Source organism: Streptomyces caelestis (genome assembly GCF_001279005.1).
Lineage (GTDB): Bacteria > Actinomycetota > Actinomycetes > Streptomycetales > Streptomycetaceae > Streptomyces > Streptomyces heliomycini.
The window spans coordinates 22,633-38,025 of record NZ_LGCN01000234.1 but is presented as its reverse complement, the minus strand read 5'-3'; the positions used below and the strand labels follow the sequence as shown (position 1 = coordinate 38,025).

Here is a 15,393-nt window from a genome sequence, read left to right as displayed (position 1 = left end):
AACCTCGCCCCCGCCCCCATGGGCGCCCGCGAACGGGCCGACGTCCTGCTGCCGCCGTTCGAGATGGCGGTCCGCGAGGGCGGCGCCCGCTCCGTGATGAACGCCTACACCGACACCGACGGCGTGCCCGCCGCGGCCGACGAGGACCTGTTGACCGGACTGCTCCGCGACACCTGGGGCTTCGACGGCACCGTCGTCGCCGACTACTTCGCCATCGCCTTCCTGAAGACCCTGCACGGCGTCGCGGCCGACTGGGCGGGCGCCGCCGGCACGGCGCTGCACGCGGGCGTCGACGTCGAACTGCCCAACGTCAAGACGTTCGGCGCGCCGCTCGCCGAGGCCGTAGCCGACGGCCGCGTCCCCGAGGCGCTGGTCGATCGCGCCGTGCGTCGGGTACTCGCCCAGAAAGTGGCACTCGGCCTGCTCGACCCGGACTGGAACCCCGTGCCGGCGGCGCTCGACGGGGCGGACCCGGACGACCCCGACGCCCTGCGCGGCCGGATCGACCTGGACGGTCCGCAAAACCGCGCCCTGGCCCGCACGCTCGCCGAGGAAGCGGTCGTGCTGCTGAGCAACGACGGCACCCTGCCGTTCGAGAGGCCGCGCCGCATCGCGCTGATCGGCCCCAACGCCGACGAACCCGTCGCCGTACTGGGCTGCTACTCCTTCCCCCAGCACATCGGCGTCCGCCACCCGGGGACCCCCCTCGGCATCGAGCTGCCCACCCTGCGCGAGACCCTGGCCGCCGAGTTCCCCGACGCCGAGATCACGGTCGCCCGCGGCACCGGCATCGACGACGGGGACCTCTGCGGCCTCCGCGAGGCCGTCCGGTTGGCACGCGAGGCCGACGTCGCCCTGCTGGTGCTCGGCGACCGCGCCGGACTCTTCGGGCGGGGCACCAGCGGCGAGGGCTGCGACGCGGAGTCCCTCGCCCTGCCCGGCGCCCAGCAGCACCTCCTCGACACCCTGCTCGACCTCGAGACACCCGTGGTCACCGTGCTGCTGGCCGGACGACCGTACGCCCTCGGCCGCGCCGTGGAGGAGTCCGCGGCGATCGTGCAGTCCTTCTTCCCGGGCGAGGAGGGCACGCATGCGATCGCCGGGGTGCTCAGCGGCCGTGTCAATCCCTCCGGACGTCTCCCGGTCGGCGTGCCGCGCGGGCCGGGATCCCAGCCGGGCACGTACCTCGGGGCGCGGCTCGCGCACGCCGGCGCGGTGTCCAACATCGACCCGACCCCCGCGTTCGCCTTCGGCCACGGGCTGTCCTACACGCGGTTCGACTGGAACGACCTGGCCGTGGAGGTCCAGGAGGCTCCGACGGACGGCGAGTTCGCCCTCGCCTTCACCGTCCGCAACACCGGCGGGCGGTCCGGGACCGAGGTCGTCCAACTCTATCTGCACGACCCGGTCGCCTCCGTCGTCCAGCCGGTGCAGCGCCTCGTCGGTTACACCCGGGTCGCACTGGAGCCGGGCGAGGCCCGGCGTCTGAGCGTCACGGTCCCGGCCGACCTCGCCTCCTTCACCGGCCGCGACGGCCGGCGCGTCGTCGAACCGGGTGAGCTGGAGGTGAGGTTCGCCGCCTCCAGCGCGGATCCGCGCCTGACGGCCAGGGTCGCGTTGACCGGAGCCGAGCGCCACGTGGATCACACGCGGCGCCTGCACGCCACGATCCTGCAGGAGCCGGTCGCCCCGGCGTGAACCAGGTGTGCGCGGCGCACGTCACCACAGCGGCGGCGCCGCGCACACCGGGCCGCGGGGCCGGGCGGGTGGTCGTCTCACAGCACGCCGCGGCGGGCGAGGCTGCGCATCAGCGCTCCCACTCCGAACGTCCACGGCGCGGCCTCCTCGCTGGGGACGACGGTGTTGACCAGCTCGCCGAGTCGCGGGCTGGAGATCCGTACGACGTCGCCGTACTCGTGGGTGAAGCCCGCGCCGGGCGCCTGCCGGTCCTCGGTGGGGGCGAACAACGTGCCCGTGAACAGCGCGAAACCGTCCGGGTACTGATGGTGCGCGCCGTGTGTGGCGGCCACCAGGTCCAGCACGTCGCGGCTGATCTCGCGCAAGGAACTGCTGCCCCGCAGGACGTAGCCGTCCGTGCCGTCGATCCGCAGGCCGATGTCGAGCCCGCGTACGGCGTCGAGGCCGAAGTCCTCGTCGAGTACGCGGACGAACGGGCCGATCGCGCAGGAGGCGTTGTTGTCCTTCGCACGGGACAGCAGCAGGGCGCTGCGTCCCTCGATGTCGCGGAGGTTGACGTCGTTGCCGAGCGTCGCGCCGCGCACCCGGCCGCGCGAGTCCACGACGAGGACGGCTTCGGGCTCGGGGTTGTTCCACACGGAGGCGCCGAGAACCCCGATGTCGGCGCCGGTGCCGACCGCGGACATCACGGGGGCCTTGGTGAACACCTCCGGGTCCGGACCGATCCCGACCTCCAGGTACTGCGACCACAGTCCTTCCGAAACGAGCAGTTCCTTGGCCCTGGCCGCCTCCGGCGATCCCGGACGGATGCCGTCGAGTCTGCCGCCCACCACCTGCCCGACACGGGCCCGTACCCTCGCGGCCTGCGCCGGATCGCCGCCCGTACGTTCTTCAATGACGCGTTCCAGCAGGCTCCGGGCGAAGGTGACCCCCGCGGCCTTGATCACCTGGAGGTCGACGGGGGCGAGCAGATGCGGCACGTCACGGCGGCCGGGCGGTGCCTGCAGCAGGTCGTCCAGACGCCAGGCGCGTCCGCCGTCGGCCTCCCGGACGACCGCCGCCGCGTCGTCGCGTTCCATGAGGTCGGAGACGGTGGGAGCGAGGGCCGTCAGGTCGACGACGTGCTCGCCACGGACCGCGGCCACGCACGGTCCGTCCCCTTCCGGGTCGTGGACGCGCGCGACGAGGGCGGCCCGATCGGCGTCCTCCGGCAGGACGGAGCCGGCGGTGAGGACCGGACGGGGACGCTCTGCTGCCGATTCCACGATCGATGCTCTCCTGGTTGCGAGGGGGCGGCCGCCGGGGGCGGGCTCAGTGGGAGTCGCGGGGGACCTCGTGTCCGCGGCTTCCGCGCAGGAACCCGAAGTCGGCGCCCCGGTCGGCCTGTTCCACGTGCCGGGTGTAGAGCCAGGTGTAGCCGCCGGTGTACCGCTCGGCGGGCGGCGTCCACTCCTGCCGGCGCCGCGCGAGCTCGGCGTCGTCCACGTCCAGGCGCAGGGCGCGGTTCGGGACGTCGAGGACGACGGGGTCCCCGTCGCGCACCAGGGCGAGCGGTCCGCCGACGGCGGCCTCGGGCGCCACGTGGAGGACCACCGTTCCGTAGCCGGTGCCGCTCATCCGGCCGTCGCAGACGCGCACCATGTCCGTGACGCCGGCCTTCAGCAGCTTGGCGGGCAGCGGGACGTTGGAGACCTCGGGCATGCCGGGGTAGCCCCGGGGGCCGGCGTTGCGGATGACGATGACGGTGTTCTCGTCGATGTCGAGTTCCGGATCGTCGGCGACCTCGTGATAGGCCTCGGGGGAGTCGAAGACACGGGCGGGGCCGCGGTGGGTGAGCAGGTGCGGTGACGCGGCGGACTGCTTGATCACGGCGCCGTCGGGGCACAGGTTGCCGCTCAGGACGGCGATTCCGGTGCCGGCCGGCTGGAAGGGGGCGTCGAGGGCGGTGATGACGTCGGAGCCGACCCGCTCGGCGTGCTCGGTGTTCTCGGCGACAGTGCGTCCGGTGACCGTGACCGGCCCTCCGTGCAGCAGCTCGCCGCCGAGCAGTTCGGCCATGACGGCGGGCAGCCCGCCCGCGTAGCAGAAGTCCTCCATGAGGTACGTGCCGCTGGGCATCAGGTTGACCAGGGTCGGCACCGCGCGGACCAGGTCGTCGAAGTCCCGCAGGCTCAGCTCGACGCCGACGCGTCCGGCGAGGGCGGTGAGATGGATGACGGCGTTCGTGGAACCGCCGATGGCCGCGTTGACCCGGATGGCGTTCTCGAACGCCTCCCGCGTCAGGATCCGCGAGGGCCGAAGCTCCTCCTCCACCATCCCCACGATGCGCCGTCCCGCCGCCTGCGCGGTCTCCATCCGCCGGGAGTCGACCGCGGGCCACGCCGCCGAGCCCGGCAGCTGCATGCCGAGCGCCTCGGCCACGCAGGCCATCGTCGAGGCGGTCCCCATCGTCATGCAGTGCCCGTTGGAGCGGGCCATGCAGCCTTCCGCGAAGAAGCACTCCTCCTCGGTCATCCGGCCGGTCTTCAGGTCTTCCTCGAACTTCCACACATGGGTGCCGGATCCCACGTCCTGGCCCCGGTACTTGCCGTTGAGCATCGGCCCGCCGGTGACCATGACGGCGGGCAGGTCGACGCTGGCGGCGCCCATGAGCATGGCGGGGGTCGTCTTGTCGCAGCCGGACAGCAGCACGACACCGTCGAGCGGGTTGGCCCGGATCAGCTCCTCGACCTCCATGGCCATGAGGTTGCGGTACAGCATGGCGGTGGGGCGCATCAGGGTCTCGCCGGTGGCCATGGTGGGGAACTGCAGCGGCAGGCCGCCCGCCTGCCACACCCCGCGCTTGACGGCCTCGGCGACGCGTGTCAGATGGGCGTTGCACGGCGCGAGTTCGGAGGCACTGGTCGCGACGCCGATGACGGGACGCCCGTCGAACACCTCGTGCCCGAACCCCTGGTTGCGCATCCAGGAGCGGTACAGCATCCCGCTGCGGCCCTGTGCGCCGAACCATGCCTGACTGCGGCGGTTCGTCCTCCTACCGTCGGTCATGTGGACACTCCCATGGCTTTGGCGTCGTCCGCTGCGCGATGCGGCGTCGTCGGGTGCGGGTCCGCTACCCTGGGGGTCAATCATTAAATGATTCGATGAATGGCGTCCAGGGGGTGAGCGGAGATCGCGGCGTACTTCCCGACCATGCACCAGCGCGTGGTCGACGAGCTCGGGCGGCGCATCGTGGGCGGCGCGTGGGAGCCGGGGGACGCGCTACCGGTCGAGGACGTACTCGCGGCCGGGATCGGCGTCAGCCGGGGGGTGTTGCGAGAGGCGGTCAAGTCGCTGGTGGCCAAGGGGATGCTGCACGTACGGCCGCGCACCGGCACGCGCGTGCTGCCCCCGGAGCACTGGAACCACCTGGACCGCGACGTACTGCGCTGGAAACAGGCCGGGGACGCCGCGGCCCTGCTGCGCGACACGGGCGAACTGCGGCGGATCGTCGAGCCCGAGGCGGCCCGGCTCGCTGCCGAGCGGGCCGGGCCCGACGACGTGCGCGTCCTGTACGACGCCCTGGCCGCCATGGAGGCCGCGGCGGCGTCCCCCGGCCGCGGCGGCTACGTCGAGGCCGACATCGCCTTCCACCGGGCCCTGCTCGACGCCGGCGGCAACCGTCTCCTCGGCTCACTGGGCCGCGCCGTCGAGATCGCGCTGGAGCACAGCTTCGTCGTCAGCACCCGGACCGCGGGCGCGGTGGAAGCCTCGCTGCCGGGCCACCGCGCCGTCGTACGGGCCGTCGAGGCCCGCGATCCCGCGGCCGCCGCGGCCGCCGTGCTGGCCGTCATCGAAGCCGCCGAACAGGAGATCGCCCGGTCACCCGGAATGCCGAGCGACGCCGTGTGACCCGTCACGGCTGCGACCCCGCAGTGTCACGGGAACCACCGCCGTCCACGGGCGCCGCCACGACCGGGTGGCCCGGCCCCGGGTCACCCGGTCGTGGCGCTCAGGAGACGGGGCCTGCCGTACCGCCCCCGCCGGTGGTGGCTCCGCCGGTCGGCCCGGGCGTGCCGAACGGGGAAGTGTCCCGCTCGCACGTCACTCCTGGCGGCGGGAGGGTGCCGTCGACGGGACAGCGGCTCCCGCGGGCCTGGACCCCCAGCCGCTGGTGCTGAACAGCGCGGTGTGCCCGTGTCCGTGGTGGGCGAGCAGACGGACGTTGCCGGTTTCCCGGCCATGGCCCGGGCGGGGGAGAGAGGGGTGGAGGGTGCGCCGTCGGCGTGTTCCACGGGCCGTCGTGGCCATCGGCGACGACCGCGGGCCACACGGCGCATCCGGCAAAGGCCCGTGTCCAGAAGCGTCCCGTGCCGGCCGCACGGTCGGCACTGCTCTCCTCCAGCGCGTGACGGGGGTTGGGGCCGTCGCCGCGGAGGACCGCGGGGTCCGGACAGGCCGGACCCCGCACACGAGGGTGCGCACGAGCCCTCGTACATCGTGCTTACGGCTTGTCGAGCACCGTTCCCGTCAGCACCGGCCCATCGGGCAGCGGCTCGGCGTTGTCGTCGGTCAATGCGAGGCGCATCGACTCGGTCGGCTCGGCCACCTGGTCCCGCACGATCGGCACGACGAAGTCCGCGCCGGTGCTCCCGGGCGGGATGTTCAACCACACCCACAGGTTCGCGTCGGACAGCGGCCGCTCGGGATCGGGCATGTCACCGGACCATTCCATGAGCCACTGCGGGTCCACGTCCTTGGTGGACAGCTCGGCGCCCTCGGTGACCGGAAGCACCCGAACCGGCTGCCAGATGTCCACCGCCACGGGCGCATCCACGGACAACCGCCAGGTCAGCGTCTCTCCCTCGGTCACCCGGTCCGCTACCGGCGACAGGGTGATCACCGGCTCGGGGTCGTCGTTCTCGACGGTGATCCCGCCCCGGTGCTTGCCGACGACGGCATTGTGGACGGCCTTGACGGCGATGTCGTGCCCTACGTCGTAGCCGTAGACCGTGTCGCCCTTCACCTCGACCGGCACGTCGATCGCGTCGCTGCCGGGCCGTACGGTCACGAGGCGGTTCTCGGCCCGGCCGCTGTCCGGGTCGAGGACGTACACGCGGACCTGCCCGCTGCCGTGCCCGGAGATCTCGACGGGTACCCGGTAGGTGCGGGTGCCCGAGTCGCCCTCCTCGACGGTCGTGCGGCCCACGTCGACACGCGGCAGTGCGGCCGCCTTCACCGCCGAAGTGCCGGGCGCCCAGCCCCAGGCGTCCATCAGCCAGGCCTGACCGGACTGCGAACGGGGCGTCAGATCAAGGTGCTTGACATGCCTGAGATCGAGCCCGGCCCGGGTCGCGGCCGACAGCGGGACGCGCAGCTCCTGAGCCCAGTAGGAGGCGGTGTTCGCGGAGCCCGGGAGCCCGTCCACCCGGACCGAGCCCAGCGTCACCCGACGGTCGGAGGAGTCGGCGACGGACACGTCGAACTTCGTGCCGGTCGTGTTCGGTGGTACGAAGACCCGGAGCGCGAGCTTCTGGGAGCCGCGGAGGGAGAGCGGCTCGGCCGGAGTGATGCGCGCGGTCGTGCCCGGCGCGGACCACTTCACGTCCACCGCGTTGCGGCCGGTCTCCTGTTCCGTCTCCCACCACGCGAAGTGCGGTGACGATCCGGGGGTCTCCGGGGCCAGACAGGCCACGGCCGGGTCGGGGTCGATCGCCGAACACAGCCGGGCTCCGGTCACCTTCACCCCGCCGTCCGGCAGGAAACCACCGCTGCGACGGCCGCCGACCGCGTGAGTCAGCACCCGGGCCGGGTCCGCGGACGGGGCCCGCCTGCCGGAACCGTCGAGCAGCGGACGCACCCGATCGTCCCCGCCGAGGAAGAGCCGGGCCGCGGCGGCGATGTACGTGGCGCCCGCCTTGTGCTGCTGGGCGGCGGTGAGCCGGGGTGCGGCACCCGGCGCGCACACCGGGTCCGGCTGCTCCGGGTCGTTCCCGAAGTCGTCCTCGGCCGGTGCGACGGCCTCACCCGGGGTCCACTCGCTGTTGAAGTAGTTGTGGTTGGCCCCGACCATGTAGACCGCGCTGTGCAGGGCCGTGCCCCGGCTGATCCCGCGCGTCCCGTCGACGAAGTTCTCGCCCTGCAGGTCCGACACGTCGCCGTCGCAGCCCGGAAGCAGCGTCACGGACGGCACGTCGGCGACCGGGTTCTGGCCGAAGATCGTCGGTCCGATGAGCACGGTCCCGCGTACCTTCCAGCGCACCGGGCCCCGATGGCCGTCCTCGCCGGCCGGTGGCGGGTAGAGGCTGTCCATGGCCGCCCGGTTGACGCCCTCGCCACCGCGTGAGTGGCCGACGAGCAGGACACGGGAGAGGTCTGCTTGTGCCGCTTCGCGTACGACGGCCGGGGCGGAGGAGCGATGGGCGGTCCAGTCGGCCCAGCGGGCGAGATGCTGCCGGACCAGCGACGAACGCGCCTGCGCGCCGGCGTCCTCGGCCTCCCAGTCCTGGGCGTTGATGCCGTTCGCCGAGATCGACACCGTCACATAGCCCTGAGAGGCCAGCAGTTGCTGGTCGCGCAGGTAGCCCAGGTAGCTCGGGACCGGCTTGTAGCCGTCCGCGCAGGGCCAGTCGCCGGTCACGTCGTCCTCGGAGCCCGGTTTGTAACAGGTGGCGTGGCGGCCGTGCAGGAACAGCGCGAGCGGCCGACTGCCGGTGGCATCCTTCGGCGCCACCACCTCGGCGGTCATCTCCACCGGGGTGTCGAACCCGGGCAGGCGCACCGGGTCGAGGTCGTACTCCCCGGCGATCGTGTGGTACGAGCCGGGTCTACCCGGATCAACGGCGTTCGCCTGAGCCTGCGCGGGCATCCGTGCCATGCGCGAACCGGACCTGTGCGTGTCGTCGGCCGCCGCGTCCAGCCGGCGCCCCGCGGCCGTCACGTGGAGGTTCGTCAGCTGTTCGGGCGGTGTCCCGCCGAGGGCGAGCCGGAAGGTCCTCCCGTCCCTCGCCGGCTTCGGCGCCCCGAGCAGCCTGTCCCCGGTACGGAACTCGACCCGCGCATCGCCCATGGGCACGGCCTTCTGCGTACGCCAGACCAGCTCACGCGTCCCACCCTCCCCGTCGATCCGCCACCCCGGCGGAAGGGGATTGTCGTCCGTCGTGCTCGACGGACCCGATTCGTAGGACTGTTCGGCCTGTGCCGGTCCGGGCGAGCCCGCCAGGGCCGCCAGTACCGCCACGGCGGTCACACATATTCGCCGGGCACGGATCAATGGTCCTCTCCTCAAAACCCCGTGCGCAGACGTCCCGTCGGTCTCGGGCGCCCCTCGCGTCACCTAGGACGGGGGGAGGCTTCCGCGGGTTGTCCGTGAGGAGACGTCATGGCGGGCGAGCGATGTGATCAAGCCAGTGCAGTTGATCACTCTCCGACACGTCGTCGCGAAGCATGCCGGCTTCCACGTCCTCGAACACGAACCGGATCACCGGGCGGAAGTCGGTTTCACCCGCGCTGGCGGTTCTTGGGACAGGAGCGGTTCGGTCCCATGGCCGTGATCAAGCAGAGGCACACCCGTCCGCTCGTACGCGTTGTCCACCAGTCGCAGGCGATGACGCCTGTCGGCTGCTTGAGCACCTCCACCGGCACGGATCGGGCTACCGGCCCGGCCCGCAGGCCGAGGCGCTGCGGCGGATCGTGGTGCAGAACCATTACCGTGACGCGGCGGGCCGCCTGCGCCGGCGAATCCTTGGCAGTTGACCTCAACCATCAAGGTCCCCGACGGAATCAAGCTGAGCAGTTCGGCGCATCCGAGGAACGATTCGTGGCCGAGGTCCGGACGCCTCGGGACGCCGAGCCTTTGGATCCGCACCGGCGCCCCGTCGACCTCGAACGCGACGTCTTCGAGCGCCGGGGCGAAAGGGATGCCCCATGGCCCGATGACTGCATGGTGCTGTACTGGTGGCGCTATCACGATGCGGGATCTCGGCGCCGCAGCAGCTGAGGCACGTCAGAGGGCTGCTCCATCGAGTCGCATCGACGCTTCGTGCCAACTGCGGCTGCCGGTCGAGCCTTCCCGCGGCATCTCGTCGATCCATGGCCTGGCCGGGGCCAGGACCGTGGCCCGCGGTGCTGGTCTCTTCCGCGGCGGCGTAACAGCGGACAACAGGGCCTGTCGCACCGTCCGGCGATGCACTCCGTACTTCTCCGCCAGAGCCCGCTGCGACAGCTCCGTCCGCGACGAACCCCTCCCGGCATCCCCACACGACCGTGATCAAGTGACACGGCCTCCGACATGACCGTGATCGACGCACAAACCCTGCCGTCGTCAGGCGGACGGAGCAGTGCATTCACTCCGAAGAGGGTATGTCGCACGACCGCTGTCACGGCCGAGGCAGTGGTGCGGAGCGCGCGATGCGAAATCCCACGTCGTCGATCCGGAAGGTCGGGTGGCTGCGCCGCCGCACCGACGCCCGGCAGCTCCAGTGCTCGTCGGCCCATCCGCCACCACGGAGCACCCGGTAGGCCCCGTACACCTCGGCGTCGTAGACGTCCCAGCACCAGTCCCACACATTGCCCAGCATGTCGTACAGGCCCCATGCGTTGGGCTGCTTGCCGCCGACAGAGTGGATCCGTCCGTCGGAATTGCCCTGGTACCAGGCGACGTCGTCGAGCCGGCCGTACCGCGGGCCAGTAGTGCCCGCACGGCAGGCGTGCTCCCATTCGGCCTCGGTCGGCAACCGATATCCGTCTGCGGAGGTGTCCCATTCGGCCGTCTCGGCGTCGACGCACAGGCGATACGCGGTCGTCAGCCCTTCGCATCGGGACAAAGCGTTGCAGAACTGGACCGCGTCCCACCACGAAACGCCCTCGACCGGCAGCCGCTCGCCCCGGGCGCTACTCGGCCGTCGGCCTGCGATGCGTGCGTACCAGGACTGCGTGACCGGGAACGCCGACATCTGAAACGGCGCGACCTCGACCGGCCAACTGCTCTGCGTCCGCCGGTCCGACAGCGTCACCTGTCCCGACGGGACCGCAACCATCTCGTTTCCTGCCCCCGCGTCCACAACAGGCCACCCTACCGGCGTCCTGCCACCGCTCTGCCGATCCTTCCGATCAGCGGTGGAGCCGGACCGACTTCCTACTGACTTCGGCTCGTCAGGGTGAACCTCGGCGAAGTCCCTGACGGGCTGGGGCGGTGGCTGTGTCCCGTGGTGTGTGAGATACGCGGCTGGGGGCGCGCTGACCGCTGCGGGACGCCGGCGTCGGGAGTCGGTGCGGATGCAGGCGGCCGAACTGCTCGAGCAGGAGATCAAGCCGATCGAGGTCGCACGGCGTCTGCGGGTGAGCCGGAGATCGGCCTGTCAGTGGGGCACCAAGTGCGGCGGGACGGCGGTGCCCAGGCGCCGGCCTCCCGTGGTCCGAGCGGGTCGCGGTGCCGTCTGCCGCCGCGCTGTCCGGAGGAACTGGCCGTGTATCCGGAGCAGGGCCCGGCCGCGCACGGCCGGGTGGAGGACCAGGTGTGGACGGCGGCGCGGGTGGCCACGCCGATCGGCAGGAGGTCCCACGTCTCCTGCAGCGTCTCGGGCGCGACGCGGCTGATGCACCGGCTCGGCTTCAGTCCGCAGGTCCCCGCACGCAGGGTCGCCGAGCGCGACGAGAGGGCCGTCACCGCGTGGAAGGAGGCGGCCCGGGCGGAGGTGAAAGAGCCCGGGTGGCCTGCGAGGGCCACCTCTGCTTCGAGGACGAAGCCGCGTTCACCCGTCGTCGGCCGCCCCGAGGACGCACCTGGGGCCGGCGCGTGACGGTGAGAGGCCGCCGCTCGGGACGCCTGTCCGTGGCCGGACCGATCGCCATGCGGTCCGGCCCCCGGACCCGGCTGTGCCACCGCCTGCGCACCCACCGAGCGGGCAGCAGCACGCGCCGCAGCATGGGCGAGCGTGACTTCGTCGCGCTGCTCGACGGCGTCCACCGGCTCGTCAGGGCGCCCGTCGTGCTGGTCCGAGACCGGCTGAACACCCACGTCTCCCGCACCATGGGCAAGCTGATCGCCGAGCGTGCATGGCTGACGGTGTTCCTCCCGCCCGCCTGCTCACCCGACCTCGACCCCGTCGAGCGGGTATGGGCACACGTCGAACGCAGCCCGACCGACCTCGCCGCCCTCGCCCTCGACCGGCTCGAAGTCCTTGTACGCAACCGGCTCAAGCGCCTGCAGCACCGGTCCGGCACCCTCGACGGCTTCATAGCGGGAACCGGCCTGATCCTCGACGGACCGGCGTCACCCCGACGAGCCGAAGTCAGTAGCCTGTCGGTATGACAGAACGTGTCACTCCGAGCCGTGCGGGCGGTCTGATCACTCTGGGTGCCGCGGACGCTCTGTGGGCCGGTTTGACGGCAGGAAGGGCCGTGCCGACGGCTTCTGCGGCGTTCACCGGCTTTCCTGCCCGTGCTCGGGCGGGCTACGTCCTGCTCGGCGGCTGTGTGGTGGCGACGGTGGAGGCCGGCGGTGGCCGGTGGAGTGTCGTGGAGGCCGAGGTGCGCCGGGCGGCGGCGGAGCTGAACGCGATGGCGATGGACCGCCGGGACCTGGTCCGCATCGGTCCGTTCCGTGACGGGGCGAAGCAGGAACACCCTGAGGAAACGCCACTGCGATGGCGCCGGCGCATCGCCCGGGAACTGCAGGAACGGGACGAACCCGAGCGGGCTGACGGCCGTCTCTGCCATCTGGCGGGGATCGACTGGCGACGGATGCTCGTGGAACAGACCCGCGACCGCACGACGCGAGCATGGTGGCTGCCGCGCGCTGTGGTCAGGCTGCTGGACGCGGCCGAGCACACCGAAACGCGGTGGCTGCAAGCCGTACGGACCCGCCGGACAGGCACAACCGTCACCGAGCCGCCCTCCCACCACCGACAGGCCCGAACCGTCGACATCCCGCAGACGACGGGTCCCGACCGCCCGGCCGCCCCGCTGCGCCCGTACAACGAGGAACTGAAAGGCCACCTGTACTCGGTACTCAGCAGGAAACCCGGCACCTCCCGCAAGGTGGCCGGGTGGGCGTGCGCCGTCTGCCGCACCGCACCCGCCGCCGTACTGGACCACTGCCACGAACACGGCTACGTCCGTGCCCCCCTCTGCCAGTCCTGCAACACCCAGGAACGCCCCGACCACCTCTACAGCAACCACATCCGCGTGGCCGACCACTACAGGCGCCTCTTCCACACCCACACCGCCGACTGGCTCCGCCACTGGCACCGCTGTCCCGGCTGCCGCGCACGCACCACCCTGCCCCTGCCCCACCTCGCCGCATGGACCGCCCACACAGCCTGCCGACCACTGCGCCCGACCCACCGCGACCCCGGCAGCTCCCGCGGGCGCAAACCCTGCGGCGCGCTGCGCGTGTCCTGGACCGGCGGCCACCACGCGCCCGGCTCCTGCCGGTTCACCGTCGCCGTCGACCTGTGCCCCTCCGGCGAGCACCGTGTCCTGGCGCACGTCCCCTACCGCGAAGCCGCCGAGCGGTTTCGCACCTGGCTGGCCGAGACCGTCCCCGCCGTGGCGGCCGAGGCCGGACCCGACCGCCTGGACGACCTCCCCACCCGGATCCGGCCCGTCGTCGCGGACACCGGCAGCGAGGGCCTGGCGCTTTTCTGAGCCGACAACGACAGACCCGACCCCGACACCGGCCGGACAGGAACGGGATCACCGAGTAGCCGTCGGTACATCACCCCGGCGGACGTGACCGTGGTGTACGTGCTGACCAGCGGCTGTGCCCGGCGGCACCTGCCGGAGACGTTCGGTGTCCCGTCGGCCGCCGTCCATCGCCGGTTCTCCGCGTGGACCGAGGACGGGCTGTGGCGGCGGCCGCACCGGGCCGCACCGGGCCGCTCCGGACGAGCTCGGCGCCCGCGGCGAGGTGGACCGGGCCCCGGCCATCATGGACGCGGCCTCCGTCCGCGCGAAAAAGGGGGGATCGCCGACCGGGCGCAATCCGGTCGACCGGGGCAGGAAGGGCAGCAAACCGCACGTCCTGTCCGACGGGCGGGGGCCGCCTCTCGCGCTTGGCGTGTCCGGCGCCCACGTTCACGACAGCCAGGCGCTGCTGCCGCTGGTCCTGGGCGTCCCCGTCACCCGCTCCCGGCGCGGCCCGCGAAGGCGCCGCCCCGGCGGACTCCGCGCGGACAAGGCGTACCACTCCGCCGAGAGGCTGAAGCGGCTGCGCGAGCGGGACATCGTCCCGCGCATCGCCCGGCCGGCATCGAGTCCGGCGAGCGACTCGGCCGGCGCCGCCGGAAGACCGAACGGTCGATCTCATGGCTTTTCGACTACCGCCGCCTGACCGTCCGGTACGAGCGGAAGGGCAGCCACCTCCTGGCCTCCCTCGGGCTCGCGGCAGCCCCGACCTGCCACAAGAAGCCCGCAGAACCCACCACGTGAGACGCCTTCTCAGGTGTGCGTCGGACGGCGCTCGCGACCGCCGGGATGCCGGTGCCGCCAGATCCAGAAGACCACACACGACAGCAGGGCCCATCCGCCCAGCACCAGGAAGGGGAACGCGTGCTGGTGCCCCTGGAAGTACACCGCCGTGTGCTGCGCGTTGACCGAGGCGCCGGGCGGCAGCCACTTGCCGATCTCGCCCAGCGGGGACGGCAGCAGCGGCCAGGACACCGCGCCGCCGGACGAGGGGTTGCCCAGCAGGATCATCAGCCCCCACGTCGGCAGCATCGCCCAGCGCCCGAACAAGGTGTTGAACATGGTGAAAACCATGCCGCTGGCGAACAGGGTGAGCGCCAGGATCAGCCACGACTCCACGAACGGCAGGTCGAGCGCGCCGAGCAGCCAGTCCACGGTCGCGGCGATGGCGAATCCGCCGAGCAGCGCGTAGGCGAGGGTGAACAGAATGCGTTCGAACGGCGTCAGGGACCGTGCGTGCACACTGAGCTGGATCGCCCCGACGAAGCCGACGATGACGGCGGCCAGCGAGATGTAGAAGATCGCCAGTCCGCGGGGGTCACCCTCCTGGAGCGGATTGAGGTCCCGGACGGTGACCTCGACGCCGGTTTCCTTCCCCACGGCCGGCGCCGTGTCGGCCAGCACCTCCGCGACCGAGGCCCCGGAAGCACCCGACAGGTCAAGGACCGCGGTCCTCCCGTCGTCACGGATATCGAAGATCGCGAAAACCTCCTGCTCGTCCATGGCCTGACGGGCCCCGGCGACACTGTCGTACACGTGCACCTTCACGGACGCGTTCAACGCCTTCTCCAGGCCGTCCAGAAAGGCCTGCCCGCGGGCCTGCTCGTACGATCCGACCACGGCCGTGGGGATCGAGCGCGGCGTCGGATCGGCCATGGAATAGGTGTACGAGCCGGCGAAGAGCCCGGCCGCAGCCGCCAGGATGAGCACCAGCACGAGGGCCGGCCACCACGCCGTCTGCCGGAACTCGGACCACCGCTGCCCGCGCGTCGGCGGCTGGGCGTGGGCATCATGGGACATGTCGGCCATGGCCCCGACATTTCCATACGCGAGGTGAAAGGGCACCGAAAGCGCCGTCACCCGTGGGAGCACCCCGGAGGAACGCGAGCCGCTCTCGCAGAGCCTTAAAAGCTCACCTGACCGCGAAGGGCGATACCTCGAGCCACCGTGCCATGGGCGGGCCGAGCGTAGGGCACGGCCGCTGTGCCAGTGACCGTGTGCCGGGAGGCGTCGTCTTCGGCCGGTCGC

The 15,393-nt window shown here is 72.1% G+C and carries 9 protein-coding genes and 2 pseudogenes; 6 read left to right on the top strand and 5 right to left on the bottom strand.

Features of this window, described 5'->3' with window-relative positions; all coding sequences use genetic code 11:
• Positions 1–1,698 (top strand): glycoside hydrolase family 3 C-terminal domain-containing protein (locus ADK41_RS30800; protein WP_030835896.1); only part of this gene is annotated, 1,698 nt, incomplete at its 5' end.
• A 77-nt stretch (positions 1,699–1,775) separates the two neighbouring features.
• On the opposite strand, the gene ADK41_RS30795 is transcribed toward ADK41_RS30800, so the two are convergent.
• Both ADK41_RS30795 and ADK41_RS30790 read right to left on the bottom strand, forming a co-directional pair.
• The gene (locus ADK41_RS30795) at positions 1,776–2,963 is read right to left on the bottom strand and encodes a fumarylacetoacetate hydrolase family protein (protein ID WP_030835894.1); all 1,188 of its coding nucleotides are present in this window, start codon (positions 2,961–2,963) and stop codon (positions 1,776–1,778) included.
• 46 nt (positions 2,964–3,009) lie between these two features.
• Positions 3,010–4,746 carry an IlvD/Edd family dehydratase gene (locus ADK41_RS30790; RefSeq protein ID WP_030835892.1) on the bottom strand — a complete coding sequence of 579 codons (1,737 nt, stop codon included), beginning with the start codon at positions 4,744–4,746 and terminating at the stop codon, positions 3,010–3,012.
• A 144-nt stretch (positions 4,747–4,890) separates the two neighbouring features.
• On the opposite strand from ADK41_RS30790, the gene ADK41_RS30785 reads away from it, so the two are divergent.
• Complete coding sequence (locus ADK41_RS30785; RefSeq protein ID WP_051843614.1) at positions 4,891–5,589, top strand: FadR/GntR family transcriptional regulator; 699 nt, start codon at positions 4,891–4,893, stop codon at positions 5,587–5,589.
• Between the two features lie 592 nt (positions 5,590–6,181).
• Here ADK41_RS30785 and ADK41_RS30780 read toward each other — a convergent pair.
• Together ADK41_RS30780 and ADK41_RS30775 are read right to left on the bottom strand one after the other, a co-directional pair.
• Complete coding sequence (locus ADK41_RS30780; RefSeq protein WP_199822423.1) at positions 6,182–8,926, bottom strand: hypothetical protein; 2,745 nt, start codon at positions 8,924–8,926, stop codon at positions 6,182–6,184.
• Between the two features lie 1,129 nt (positions 8,927–10,055).
• Positions 10,056–10,715 (bottom strand): formylglycine-generating enzyme family protein, encoded by a 660-nt coding sequence (locus tag ADK41_RS30775; protein WP_030835888.1) that lies wholly within the window; start codon positions 10,713–10,715, stop codon positions 10,056–10,058.
• A gap of 175 nt (positions 10,716–10,890) precedes the next feature.
• Between ADK41_RS30775 and ADK41_RS44365 the strand changes: the two are divergent.
• From ADK41_RS44365 to ADK41_RS30755, 4 genes and pseudogenes are all read left to right on the top strand, one after another.
• A pseudogene (locus tag ADK41_RS44365) lies at positions 10,891–11,989 on the top strand (winged helix-turn-helix domain-containing protein).
• Entirely contained in the window at positions 11,986–13,326 is a 1,341-nt protein-coding gene (locus ADK41_RS30760; protein ID WP_030835884.1) for an endonuclease domain-containing protein, read from the top strand. The pseudogene ADK41_RS44365 and the gene ADK41_RS30760 overlap by 4 nt, the downstream one beginning before the upstream one ends.
• 84 nt (positions 13,327–13,410) lie before the next feature.
• Positions 13,411–13,524 (top strand): annotated as a pseudogene (locus tag ADK41_RS44360) (transposase); the annotation flags it as partial.
• 85 nt (positions 13,525–13,609) lie between these two features.
• Positions 13,610–14,011 carry a transposase gene (locus tag ADK41_RS30755; RefSeq protein WP_234319146.1) on the top strand — a complete coding sequence of 134 codons (402 nt, stop codon included), beginning with the start codon at positions 13,610–13,612 and terminating at the stop codon, positions 14,009–14,011.
• A gap of 107 nt (positions 14,012–14,118) precedes the next feature.
• Here the strand turns inward: ADK41_RS30755 and ADK41_RS30750 are convergent, their stop codons facing one another.
• Positions 14,119–15,174, bottom strand: coding sequence for a hypothetical protein (locus ADK41_RS30750; RefSeq protein WP_030835882.1), 1,056 nt, complete (start codon positions 15,172–15,174; stop codon positions 14,119–14,121).
• Positions 15,175–15,393: the final 219 nt, after the last annotated feature.

Excerpts from the sequence above, each read along its gene's own strand:
- ADK41_RS30775 (WP_030835888.1), bottom strand. The coding sequence starts at position 10,715 with ATGGTTGCGGTCCCGTCGGGACAGGTGACGCTGTCGGACCGGCGGACG.
- ADK41_RS30790 (WP_030835892.1), bottom strand. The coding sequence starts at position 4,746 with ATGACCGACGGTAGGAGGACGAACCGCCGCAGTCAGGCATGGTTCGGC.
- ADK41_RS30755 (WP_234319146.1), top strand. The coding sequence starts at position 13,610 with ATGGACGCGGCCTCCGTCCGCGCGAAAAAGGGGGGATCGCCGACCGGG.
- ADK41_RS30785 (WP_051843614.1), top strand. The coding sequence starts at position 4,891 with ATGCACCAGCGCGTGGTCGACGAGCTCGGGCGGCGCATCGTGGGCGGC.
- ADK41_RS30750 (WP_030835882.1), bottom strand. The coding sequence starts at position 15,174 with ATGGCCGACATGTCCCATGATGCCCACGCCCAGCCGCCGACGCGCGGG.
- ADK41_RS30760 (WP_030835884.1), top strand. The coding sequence starts at position 11,986 with ATGACAGAACGTGTCACTCCGAGCCGTGCGGGCGGTCTGATCACTCTG.